13 protein-coding genes and 2 rRNA genes are annotated in these 10,985 nt (G+C 42.9%); 7 read left to right on the forward strand and 8 right to left on the reverse strand.

All coding sequences use genetic code 11. From position 1 onward, the window contains the following. The 5 genes from VMW78_09410 to VMW78_09430 form a co-directional block, all read left to right on the forward strand. On the forward strand, positions 1-163 hold a 163-nt coding region (locus tag VMW78_09410), incomplete at its 5' end, for a GNAT family protein (GenBank protein ID HUV51221.1). Between the two features lie 149 nt (positions 164-312). Then, positions 313-555: a type II toxin-antitoxin system Phd/YefM family antitoxin gene (locus VMW78_09415; GenBank protein HUV51222.1), complete on the forward strand. Its 243-nt coding sequence runs from the start codon at positions 313-315 to the stop codon at positions 553-555. After that, on the forward strand, positions 555-815 hold the full coding sequence (locus VMW78_09420) for a Txe/YoeB family addiction module toxin (protein ID HUV51223.1): 261 nt from the start codon (positions 555-557) through the stop codon (positions 813-815). Before VMW78_09415 ends, VMW78_09420 begins: the two co-directional genes overlap by 1 nt. 99 nt (positions 816-914) lie before the next feature. Further along, the gene (nagZ, locus tag VMW78_09425; GenBank protein ID HUV51224.1) at positions 915-1,916 is read left to right on the forward strand and encodes a beta-N-acetylhexosaminidase; all 1,002 of its coding nucleotides are present in this window, start codon (positions 915-917) and stop codon (positions 1,914-1,916) included. A gap of 80 nt (positions 1,917-1,996) precedes the next feature. Further along, positions 1,997-2,986 (forward strand): beta-ketoacyl-ACP synthase III, encoded by a 990-nt coding sequence (locus tag VMW78_09430; protein ID HUV51225.1) that lies wholly within the window; start codon positions 1,997-1,999, stop codon positions 2,984-2,986. A 33-nt stretch (positions 2,987-3,019) separates the two neighbouring features. Here VMW78_09430 and VMW78_09435 read toward each other — a convergent pair whose 3' ends face one another. The 6 genes from VMW78_09435 to VMW78_09460 form a co-directional block, all read right to left on the reverse strand. After that, positions 3,020-4,042: a deoxyhypusine synthase gene (locus tag VMW78_09435; protein ID HUV51226.1), complete on the reverse strand. Its 1,023-nt coding sequence runs from the start codon at positions 4,040-4,042 to the stop codon at positions 3,020-3,022. Then, positions 4,042-4,917, reverse strand: coding sequence for an agmatinase (gene speB, locus VMW78_09440; protein HUV51227.1), 876 nt, complete (start codon positions 4,915-4,917; stop codon positions 4,042-4,044). Before speB ends, VMW78_09435 begins: the two co-directional genes overlap by 1 nt. A 10-nt stretch (positions 4,918-4,927) precedes the next feature. Continuing rightward, complete coding sequence (locus VMW78_09445) at positions 4,928-5,329, reverse strand: S-adenosylmethionine decarboxylase (GenBank protein HUV51228.1); 402 nt, start codon at positions 5,327-5,329, stop codon at positions 4,928-4,930. A gap of 108 nt (positions 5,330-5,437) precedes the next feature. After that, complete coding sequence (locus VMW78_09450) at positions 5,438-5,725, reverse strand: HU family DNA-binding protein (GenBank protein ID HUV51229.1); 288 nt, start codon at positions 5,723-5,725, stop codon at positions 5,438-5,440. Positions 5,726-6,123: 398 nt separating this feature from the next. Beyond that, positions 6,124-6,444 carry a hypothetical protein gene (locus VMW78_09455; GenBank protein HUV51230.1) on the reverse strand — a complete coding sequence of 107 codons (321 nt, stop codon included), beginning with the start codon at positions 6,442-6,444 and terminating at the stop codon, positions 6,124-6,126. A 39-nt stretch (positions 6,445-6,483) separates the two neighbouring features. After that, positions 6,484-6,711 carry a hypothetical protein gene (locus VMW78_09460; protein ID HUV51231.1) on the reverse strand — a complete coding sequence of 76 codons (228 nt, stop codon included), beginning with the start codon at positions 6,709-6,711 and terminating at the stop codon, positions 6,484-6,486. A gap of 625 nt (positions 6,712-7,336) precedes the next feature. On the opposite strand from VMW78_09460, the gene VMW78_09465 reads away from it, so the two are divergent. After that, positions 7,337-8,764 carry a sigma-54 dependent transcriptional regulator gene (locus tag VMW78_09465; GenBank protein ID HUV51232.1) on the forward strand — a complete coding sequence of 476 codons (1,428 nt, stop codon included), beginning with the start codon at positions 7,337-7,339 and terminating at the stop codon, positions 8,762-8,764. Positions 8,765-8,950: 186 nt separating this feature from the next. Continuing rightward, entirely contained in the window at positions 8,951-10,213 is a 1,263-nt protein-coding gene (locus tag VMW78_09470) for a glycosyltransferase family 4 protein (GenBank protein HUV51233.1), read from the forward strand. A gap of 130 nt (positions 10,214-10,343) precedes the next feature. Here the strand turns inward: VMW78_09470 and rrf are convergent. Both rrf and VMW78_09480 read right to left on the reverse strand, forming a co-directional pair. Next, positions 10,344-10,460 (reverse strand): 5S ribosomal RNA (rrf, locus tag VMW78_09475). Between the two features lie 103 nt (positions 10,461-10,563). Further along, positions 10,564-10,985: ribosomal RNA gene (locus VMW78_09480) — 23S ribosomal RNA — on the reverse strand; the annotation flags it as partial.

Consider the following 10,985-nt stretch of genomic DNA (forward strand, 5'->3'; position numbering starts at 1 on the left):
CCTTTTCGCGGGCCACAATCCCAAAAATGAAGCTTCGCGTCACCTCCTCGAAAAGCTAGGTTTTCGTTACAGTCATGATGAGTACTATGCGCCAACGGGCCTCAATCACCCCTCGTACATGATGACTGCGGACGAATATGACCAGTTAAAGAATTCAGATTAGTGTTTAACGCCGCATAAGCAGTCTCTCGCAGCGGGCAGCTGATTGCTGCGGCTGAAGAGCATCGTTATGCCTCTATGATAAAACTTGACAAGACGTACGCAATGACGTACTTTCTGGGTATACAAATTAAACTACGTCAGAGGTAAATCATGCTGGCACTAACAGCCACTGAAGCAAGATCAAAGCTTTATAGGCTTATTGACGAAGCAGCGTCTTCCCACGAACCAATTATCATAAAGGGTAAGCGCGCCAATGCTGTGCTTATCTCAGAGGATGACTGGCGCTCCATACAGGAAACGATCTATCTTCTGAATATCCCTGGTATGCGGGAATCAATTCGGGAAGGATTAGCCACTCCAATCGAGGAATGCACCCAGGAACTTGACTGGTAATGTGGCGAGTGGTTTTCACAAAACAAGCTCAAAAAGATGCCAAAAAGCTATCTGCTGCTGGTCTGCGTCCGAAAGCCGAGGAGCTAATTGAAATCCTGCGTGAGAATCCTTACACGACGCCTCCACCATTTGAAAAGCTATTAGGTAATTTATCCGGGGCCTTTTCGCGGCGAATAAATATTCAACATCGGCTGGTCTATCAGATTCTTGATGACGAAAAAGTGGTTAAAGTCATTAGGATGTGGACTCATTATGAATGATCAGGCATAATTGAGTAAGGGGGAGCCGTGACATCCATGCAAGGCTTGCAGGAAATCCGGAAAAAATCCGACACTAAAATTAGAATCTAACAGGGAAACATGGAAATTAAAGACCTTTCAAATGAACAGTTGGCCGGGCAACGCCTGATGGTCGGCTTTGACGGAACCGGACTAAATGACGACCTTAAGTTTTTGATCAATACAATAAAGGTTGGAGGGATAATTCTTTTTGCCAGGAATCTATCTTCTCCGGAACAAATCAAAGACCTGTGCTTATCCGCGCAGGAATATGCATTAAAATGCGGGCAACCCGCGCTATTTATATCCGTTGACCAGGAAGGCGGACAGGTGTCCAGGCTGAAACCCCCTTTTACTCAGTTCCCAGGCAATCCACAAATGAAAGGGGAGGAAGATGCCGTCAACTTTGCACAGGTTACGGCAAAAGAGCTTAAAGGGGTTGGAATAAACATGAACATGGCCCCTGTTCTGGATGTGGCTCAAAAAGGGATAAACAGTATAATGGCAGGCAGGGCTTTTGGCAGTGATCCTGCCTGGATATCAAAGCTGGGCATTAAAATAATAGAAACTTTGCAGCAAAATAAAATTATGGCTGTTGCAAAACACTTCCCTGGGATAGGACGCACTACCCTGGATTCGCATCTTGACATGCCGACTTTAAAAACAGATTTAATTTCCATGGAATCTGTTGATCTTTTGCCGTTTAAGGCCGCCATAAAGCATGAGGTGGCAGGCATTATGCTGTCGCATATACTTTACAAACAAATCGATCCTGACTGGCCTGCGAGTTTATCCTACCGTATCGCCGTCGATATTTTGCGAAAACAGATGGGGTTTAACGGAATTGTTATTACAGACGATCTGGACATGGGGGCAATAAAAGAGCGTTTTGACATTAAAACAATAATCAGGCGGATTCTGGAGGCTGATATAGATATTGCCCTTATATGTCATAAAGGTCCGAATATTGAGATCGCATTTAATGAAATATTAAATGGGCTTAAATTTTCTAATCAACTAATGGAAAAAGGCAGGGAATCTGTCAGAAACATATTGAATCTTAAAAGAAAATATCTTAATTAAAGCTCTCCGCAACCCGCTGAAGCGGGACAAGGCCGGCACTCGCTTTTGCGGTTCAAATTACATTTTAGGAGGTTTTGCTAATGCGGGCTATCATAACCGGAGTCGGACATTTTGTTCCAACTCAAAAACTAACAAATAAAGATTTAGAAAAGATGGTGGAAACAAATGATGAGTGGATTATATCGCGTACAGGGATAAAGGAAAGAAGGGTTCTGGGAAAAGATAAGGGAACCTCCTATATGGCTGTAAGAGCCGCGAAAAAAGTGCTTGAGCAGACAAACACTGCGGCCGATGAACTTGATTTAATCATTGTCGCGACATCAACTCCGGATATGCTTATGCCCCCGACAGCGGCATTTGTTCAAAGCAAACTCAATGCCTCTAAATGCTGGGGATTTGACATCAACGCTGCCTGCTCAGGGTTTATTTACGCTTTAGCAACCGCTTCAAAATTTATTGAAACCGGAACGCACAAAAAGGTTATGGTAATCGGGGCGGATAAAATGAGCTCCATCGTTAATTATGAAGACAGAAACACCTGTATTCTATTCGGAGATGGCGGCGGAGCTGTTCTGCTGGAAGCATCGGATGAGGATGATCTCGGAGTAGAGGATTTTATTTTCCATATGGACGGTTCAGGCATAAAATACCTTAATATGCCGGCCGGTGGCAGTTTAATGCCGGCCTCTCATGAAACTGTGGACAATAAAAAGCATTGCGTTTGTCAGGAGGGTAAAAAAATCTTTAAGTATGCTGTAACCGAAATGGCGGATATTTCTCTGAAAATTATGAAAAAAAACAACCTCAAAAACAAAGATATCAAACTGTTTATTCCGCATCAGGCCAACCGCAGAATAATCGATGCTGTATCAAGAAAAATAGGGCTTGGTGATGATCAGGTAGTAATCAACATTGAAAAATACGGCAATACAACAGCAGGCACAATACCGATTGCCATGTCGGAAGCCTACAAAAAAAGGATGATGAGCAAAGGCGACTGGATAATTATTTCAACATTCGGCGCTGGTTTTACATCAGGAAGCTTGCTGCTTAAATGGGCTATTGATTAAAAGTTCAGGCAAGCAAAAAACTGTTTGCAACACCTATTTCATGAAAAGCGAAGAAAGATTCCCCGGCGATCTGTTTTTCCATGCGCCTCGGTGAAAGGCATCACTGGCAAGGAGCGGAAGTGTAAGGGTTGCCTCACCAAAGACCATTTGTTCAAACGTCCGGTCTACCTTGCCCCACGAACATGCCTCTTTCAACGTGGACCCTGACAAACCGCCGTCCCGTTCATCAGCCACGGTAAGTTGAATCGCGTATTTATGCATGGGCTTTTCTTCTCCCAGGATGTCTGTGGCTACAACTACATCCTGGGCAAAATTCTTGGGCACCCCCCCGCCTATCATTATGATACCCGTATCTTTGACGGCAAGTTTGATCTCTGTCAATTCGCGAAAGTCGCTGACAGAATCTATGGTCAGGTGTTCCTTTTTTTTATGCCGCTGATGGTAGATCAGTCCGAAACCCGCGGAGCAATCTGAAAATGCGGGTACAAAGATTGGCACCCCTTTTTTATAAGCAGAGTAAACCACCGACCTTTCTGCTTTTAACCCCTCTCTTTCCAGATAAGCGCCCATAGCATGGATGAATTCTCTTGAGGAATAAGGTCGCGAAGGTAATGTATCGGCAATTTCTGCTATGGTCATGTCGCAAATTCGCAGTTCGTCTTCGTCAATGTAGGTATCATAAATCCGGTCAATGGCAAGTTCACGCAATGCCATGTCGTCTGCAAATGGACTGCCGATGTAATGCTTAAAGCCGAGCGCTTCGAAAAAATCCTGATCAACAATGATAGCGCCCGTGGAAACGATGACATCAACCATATTGCAATCTATCATATCTGTTACAACATGTTTTAATCCTGCGCTGAACAGAGAGCCCGCAAGTGTAAGAATAATCTTGCAGTCGCGGTCAGCTATCATGCGATTATAGATTTTCGCTGCTTCAGCAAGGTTACGCGCCTGGAAAGCCATCGAAGCGTAGCCATCTATTATCGGTCTGGAATCAAACGTTTTGATGTCGATATGCTCGACCGGTTTCCTTAAGAGGTCTTTTTTTTCCATCAATTTTCCTTTGTCTTCGCAAAGATCATGCTTAAGACCCGATAGATCAATTTGGCGGCCATGAAATCCGGGGCTCTGTTGGCCGGATTCGGCAATAGCTCGGTTACATCCATTCCGACCACGTTCTTTTCCCGTATGACCGATTCTATTAACCCTGTCAAGGTATACCAATCCAACCCCCCGGGTTCCGGAGTCCCGGTCGATGGCATAATGGAGGGATCAAAAACATCCAGATCAATCGTAATGTATACATCCTGGGTTAATTCTTTCAGCATTCTTGAACTCACATTTAAACCCTTAAGGACCTCATGTGCAAAAAAAGTGCGATCCATGTTCAATCTTTCGAGTTCTGAGGAATCCATGCTTCGAATCCCCGCCTGAACATAAGGACAGATTTCACCGATCCTGGACATGACACAGGCGTGGTTGTATCGGCTGCCTTCATATTCATTTCGGATATCAGAGTGAGCGTCGAATTGCAGAACTGAAAGATTTTGGAACCGTTCTGCCACTGCTCGAACCAAGCCCACGGAAATACTGTGCTCACCACCTATTCCAACCATAAATTTTTCGTCCTCAAGGATCGGTCTTGCCCGTTTATATACGGCCTCGACCATGTCTTCCGGATCGTCAGGACATGAAACAGAATCCATTGTCACAATCCCTTGTCTGAATACTTCGAAATCCATTTCAATGTCGTATAGTTCCATGTTGGCAGATGCATCCAATAAGGCTTTAGGCCCACGGTCTGAGCCTTTCATCCAGGTGGATGTACCATCATATGGAACAGGCAAAATGGCAATGGATGCTGTTTCATAACGACAAAATTCTTCCGGAATGGCACCATAGGCACCAGAATGTGCACTAAATTTCATAAGAGATTACCTATGATGCCAATCGGAGGGTAGAAGGAAATTCCGCGCCGCGTTGCTGTACATGAATCACGGGAGACCTGGACTCAAAAAATTGGATTATATAGTCCCCGGCCCCATCCACATCAAAGGGTTTACATGAAAAGAGGTCTACAAACGCAAAGCTCTTTTTCGGGTAGGTATGAAGTGAAATATGACTTTCAGCGATAATAGTTACCCCGGTAATACCATCATCTTCGGATATCGGCCCGGAGTATCGGAACACGTAAGGTTGAGTTATTCTTGTCATTCCAATCTTTTCAGGCAGTGTGTTCAATAGCCTGAAACAAGCGTCAAGGTCGTCTAGGATTGCCGGATTGCAATCATTCAAATCCATCATTAAGTGGGGACCGTATCCATGCGTATGCTTTTTCATTTTCCATAAATTCTCCTTAAAATAGTTTCGACATTTGACTGATTGTAAAAGTTGCAAAACGCATCGCCACTCGTCAGCCAAGACACTTTATCATATTACGCTAAAAAATTATGCGATCACATCCTTTATCACATCCTTTAAGGTCTTGCCAGGTTTAAACTTCACAACATGACGGGCTTCAATTGTCATTTTTTTACCGGTTGCGGGATTCACTCCTTGGCGGGCCTTACGATATGCTTTTGAAAAGGTTCCAAAACCAGGAAGCCTGATTTTTCCATCCTCCTCTTTAACAGCTTCTCCGATACTGTTAACAAGCGAGTTAAGAGCCTTGCCTGCCTCAGTTTTTGAAATGCCGGCATCATCTGCCATCTGCTCAATTAGTTCTGTTTTTGTCATTATACTTTGCTCCTTTGTCTGTCTGAATAAAGAGTTTTATTACAAGCCTAGAAGGCCTTAATAACAATGCAGTTAAAAGTCAATAATAATATTTAAAGTTTTTCTTTCGCCATTTTTTTTCAAAAATGGCGAAAGAAAGGATTCTATTTTCTTTTTGTGGCTCACCGGCAAATACTTAAATCTTTTTACGTCACCGATACATTCTTGCGAACCGCAAAGCACATAAAAGAACAGTCCTGGTCTAAGTGTTTATAATTATAATAGATTCAGGCAGCTTCATATATAATGCGATTATAAGTGGCGCAGTCATATAACAGGCCGGCTTTGCATCAACTTTACCTGCCCACTTTTTGTTTCAAGAGTGATTTCTTTCACTGATTCAAAGCTCTTTTTTTATCCTATTCCTGTATAACCTCGTACTTGGTGACAGTGATAGTGTTATTGCCTTCACTGTCTGCGCCAATAACACCTGATGCCTTCACAAGCTTAAAGTCCAGTTTGAACAATTCTTTTCCAGCAACATTGTCGACGATAATATACTCCTCACCTAAGCCGGCTATGACTGCGGCTGTCACATCGCCCTTATCATCGTAGGCTGTTGCATACACTGTCCCAGTAACCGTAACCTCATCTGCCGCAAACAGATTCGCTGCACACATGACTGAAAACAGTACCATGGCGCAGAATCCCAAAAATAAAGACCCTTTGTTTAGTTTCACTGTTAATTGCCTCCTTAATTAAATAGTTTTTACCGTGGATCATATTCGCCAATCACCACCGGTTTTCAACCCATAACTTTTCACTCTAATTATTTTGTGACCCCTGGTTGCCTTTCTGACCGTGCCGCTGACTTCCACCTCTTGTTGCATAAGCTGCAGCAATTCTTTCCCTTTTTCATCTCGTTCAATAAAATATTCCTGTTCATCCAGACTCGAAACAGCAACAGCAATGGCATCCCCTTCCTCATCCCAGTCCGCAGGAATCACAATGCCTCTGACCGTGGTCAGCTTATCAACCGTTTCCTTTACTTTCCTTCACCTCCTTTCTTAAGGAATGATCTTCTCATATTCAACAGTTACCGTTCTGCTTTTTATTCACACTTTGTTGGATAGGCATCCACGACAATACACACCCGGACAATCCTTGCGGTCTTTTGCGGATTTGCTCATTTTTTTCAACGCTTCAACCACAATCCCATGTAAATGGTGTCTAAAAAGTCTATGCATTTTGAGACAAGACCTGTAGATTCGACCCGCATCCTGGTTTTTAGAAAGCAGTATCCATGCCGAAACTGTAATTATTTGATTTTGCAGGATTTATTGTGTTAAGGGCAAATCGCCACCGGAACTATAGGTTCCGATGCTTACAGAAAAATATGCCTTTTACCCTTCATAAAGACCTCCATGATTGTTCAATGTGTTAAAAGAACAAGAAAACTTGTATATCGGAACTCTGAATTCCTGTATTGTTGATAATTGGAACTAAAGGTTCTGTTTTTTTGTTGAAAACATTGATAATTTATAGAATAAAGCAAAGAGTATTTGCGGTCTTGGAGCCGCCGCTATAGAATAATCTAACTTGAACTATTAATGTTCTACTCTGGGGGAATGGATGAAATTCGTTCTTGTTGCTTCCAAAAACCAATCAGCCTGCAATACGATCCGGGCCGGCATGCGCTCCGAATACATGGTCGACGTGGTGTCCGATAAGGATGGCTGCTTGGAGATGTTTCGGAAAAAGCAGTATGAATTTTTGTTTATAGATGTGGAAGTTCTTTGCGAGTCAATGTTTAACAACAACTACAAAACGGCATTGCAACCGTTTTGGCATGCGCATCCGACAGCTCAAATCATTGCCATGTCATCCCAGGAAATGATCAGGGAGGCCGTGAGGGCCGTTAAGGCGGGAGCCAGCGATTACCTCACCTATCCTGTCAATCCGGATGAGGTCAACTATATCACCCAAAGCATATATGAATCTATCATTATGGAATCCGAACTCAATTATCTTCGAGACAGATTCTGGCAAGAGGATTCACTTGAAATCGTGCGCACGAGAAGCCCGTTGATGAAGAACATCTTTGATAAGGTGCGATCTGTGTCGCCAACCAAGAGCACAGTTCTCCTGAGCGGTGAAACAGGAACAGGGAAAGGTGTGCTGGCAAGACTGATTCATAAGCATAGCAACCGAAAGGATGGCACATTCATAAGCGTTCATTGTGGAGCCATCCCTGATACTCTTTTGGAAAGTGAGCTGTTCGGACATGAAAAGGGAGCATTCACAGGGGCTGTCCGGAGAAAGCTGGGCAAGTTTGAAATCGCTCAAGGGGGCACAATTTTCCTTGACGAAATCGGCACCATTACGTCCTCTGCACAGATCAAGCTCTTGGAAATACTTCAGGATGGAACTTTTCATCGCGTTGGCGGAGAAGGAACTATCGAGGCTAATGTGAGGGTGATCGCGGCCACGAATGCGGATTTAAAGAAAATGTGCGAAGCCGGCCAATTCAGAAAAGACCTCTATTACCGATTAAATGTCTTTCCACTCGAGATCCCGCCCCTCAGAGAAAGAATGGAGGACATCACATATATTGTCGAGGTTATTCTTAAAAGGCTGAAAAAATTTGATCTAAAAGAAATTTATGACGTTCATCCTCATGTCATAGATGCTTTTGAAAAGTACTCATGGCCGGGCAACATCCGTGAGCTGGAAAACCTTATGGAGCGTGCCTGCATACTGGAATTCTCTTCAATATTAACGCCTGAAAGCTTTCCTGACGAGCTTTTCACGTCAAATCCGCGGGTACAGGTAAAGCCGAATATTTCTCTCAGCCTGGCAGAGGTAAGACGCACGGCCATGGAACAGACTGAAAGATGCTATTTAAAGGAACTCTTAGCTGTAAACAAGGGCCGAATAAAAGAAAGCGCCGAGACCGCCGGAATCAGCCCCCGTCAACTAAATAAATTGATGAAAAAATATAATGTCAGAAAGGAGGAGTTTAAAGCCTCCGCCTGTTTAAGTAATATTTCAGAACCTTGAGTTCTGGTGGTTAAAGAACCATAACTCAAAGTTCGTGTTGTTCAATTCTCCATTATTTTAATAAAATATCTGGATTAAACAGAGGCGGATAAAATTATAAAACGCATAAAGGCTTTTTCATTAGATAATTTTATCATTGAAATCTCTGAGCCCTAATGCCGTAAATTAAAGAGGAAACTATAATTAATGGGTAAAAACATAGGATTTGTCTCAACGCGTTTTGCGGGAACAGATGGAGTTACATTAGAATCGAGCAAGTGGGCACAGGTTATAAAAAAAAGCGGGCATTCCTGTTTCTGGTTTGCCGGTAAACTTGACAGAAATCCGCAAAACAGCTTTCTGGTCCCTGAAGCCTTCTTTAAGCATAAAGAAAACAACTGGATCAATGACCAGGTTATTGGTAAAAAAGGAAGGAATCCCGATGTAACCGAAGCAATCCATTCCTTAAGATCCCATTTGAAAGCAAAACTCTATGAATTCATAGAAAATTTTAAAATCGACATGTTGATAGCCGAAAATGTTTTAACCATTCCCATGCATATCCCTTTTGGATTGGCTTTAACAGAACTCATTGCTGAAACTCAGATTCCAACTATTGCGCACCATCATGATTTCTACTGGGAAAGGATACGTTTTACGGTTAATGCGGTGAACGACTATATTCAAATGGCCTTTCCTCCTGCTCTGCCTAATATTGAACACGTGGTAATTAATTCAGCTGCCAAGGAAGAACTGGCTCTTCGTACCGGAATTTCGTCAACCATTATTCCTAATGTGCTGGATTTTGACAATCCACCCTTGGTGGATAAAAAACACACAGAAGATTTCCGTAATTCAATTGGATTAAAGCCGGATGATGTTATGATTCTTCAACCTTCCAGGGTCATTCAAAGAAAAGGAATTGAACATGCTATTGAACTGGTCCACGAATTAAAAGATCCACGTTACAAGCTCGTAATATCACACGAAGCAGGCGATGAAGGATTTGAATATGGCGAATGGCTTATAGAAAATGCAAAAGATCGCGGTGTAGATCTTCGCTTGTTTGATACCGGTATAGCTGATCCAATAAACGATGGATTGAAAAGCCCGAATCAATATTCGCTCTGGGATATCTACCCCCATGCTGACTTTATAACATATCCAAGCCTTTACGAAGGATTCGGCAATGCCTTTCTTGAAGCTATTTATTTCAGGAAACCCATGCTGGTAAACCGGTATGCTACATTTGTAAGAGACATAGAGCCAAAAGGTTTTAACCTTATAGCCATGGACGGATTTCTAAGCAAAAAAACAGTTCAAAAAGTAAGGGAAATACTGGAATCACCTGAAAAAAAAGCAGAAATGGTAAATCACAATTACGAGATTGCTACCCGTTACTATTCTTATTCCGTGCTAAGAAAATGGCTCAATTCACTCATAATAAATTTCTTTGGAATAGAGGTGTAAATGAGTAAAGGCGACTGGATAATTATTTCAACATTCGGCGCTGGTTTTACATCTAAATAAGTACACATAAATAGAGGCTCTCAAATAAAAAACCCGGAACCAGTAAATGATTCCGGGTTTATAAATGATTTTTCGGCAGCGCCCTACTCTCCCACACAGTCGCCCATGCAGTACCATCAGCGCTCAAGAGCTTAACTTCCGTGTTCGAGATGGGAACGGGTGTTTCCTCTTCGCTATCGCCACCGAAAAAAAATATACCTTTTTTCAGCAGAATGGAAAATTATCCATTCTGCAATTCAATTTAAATATAAGTACATAAAAGAATCCATCTAATTTGTGTCAATTATTTTGTGGCTAAGCCTCACGACCTATTAGTACCAGTAAGCTAAATTCGTTACCGAACTTACACACCTGGCCTATCAACCTTGTAGTCTTCAAGGGGTCTTTAGTCCTGATGTTTCCATCAGGAGGGATATCTTATCTTAAGGTTGGCTTCCCACTTAGATGCTTTCAGCGGTTATCCATTCCGAACTTAGCTACCCAGCAATGCCGCTGGCGCGACAACTGGAACACCATTGGTTCGTCCATTCCGGTCCTCTCGTACTAGGAACAGCTCCTCTCAAATATCCTGCGCCCACGAAAGATAGGGACCAAACTGTCTCACGACGTTTTAAACCCAGCTCACGTACCACTTTAATTGGCGAACAGCCAAACCCTTGGGACCTGCTCCAGCCCCAGGATGTGATGAGCCGACATCGAGGTGCCAAACCGC

The organism is Anaerolineae bacterium (genome assembly GCA_035529315.1).
GTDB lineage: Bacteria > Desulfobacterota > Desulfobacteria > Desulfobacterales > ETH-SRB1 > Desulfaltia.

Coding starts and splice junctions, on each gene's coding strand:
- VMW78_09450 (HUV51229.1), bottom strand. CDS start 5,725: ATGACAAAAACAGAACTAATTGAGCAGATGGCAGATGATGCCGGCATT.
- nagZ (HUV51224.1), top strand. CDS start 915: ATGGAAATTAAAGACCTTTCAAATGAACAGTTGGCCGGGCAACGCCTG.
- VMW78_09415 (HUV51222.1), top strand. CDS start 313: ATGCTGGCACTAACAGCCACTGAAGCAAGATCAAAGCTTTATAGGCTT.
- speB (HUV51227.1), bottom strand. CDS start 4,917: ATGAAATTTAGTGCACATTCTGGTGCCTATGGTGCCATTCCGGAAGAA.
- VMW78_09420 (HUV51223.1), top strand. CDS start 555: ATGTGGCGAGTGGTTTTCACAAAACAAGCTCAAAAAGATGCCAAAAAG.
- VMW78_09465 (HUV51232.1), top strand. CDS start 7,337: ATGAAATTCGTTCTTGTTGCTTCCAAAAACCAATCAGCCTGCAATACG.
- VMW78_09445 (HUV51228.1), bottom strand. CDS start 5,329: ATGAAAAAGCATACGCATGGATACGGTCCCCACTTAATGATGGATTTG.
- VMW78_09430 (HUV51225.1), top strand. CDS start 1,997: ATGCGGGCTATCATAACCGGAGTCGGACATTTTGTTCCAACTCAAAAA.
- VMW78_09470 (HUV51233.1), top strand. CDS start 8,951: ATGGGTAAAAACATAGGATTTGTCTCAACGCGTTTTGCGGGAACAGAT.
- VMW78_09435 (HUV51226.1), bottom strand. CDS start 4,042: ATGGAAAAAAAAGACCTCTTAAGGAAACCGGTCGAGCATATCGACATC.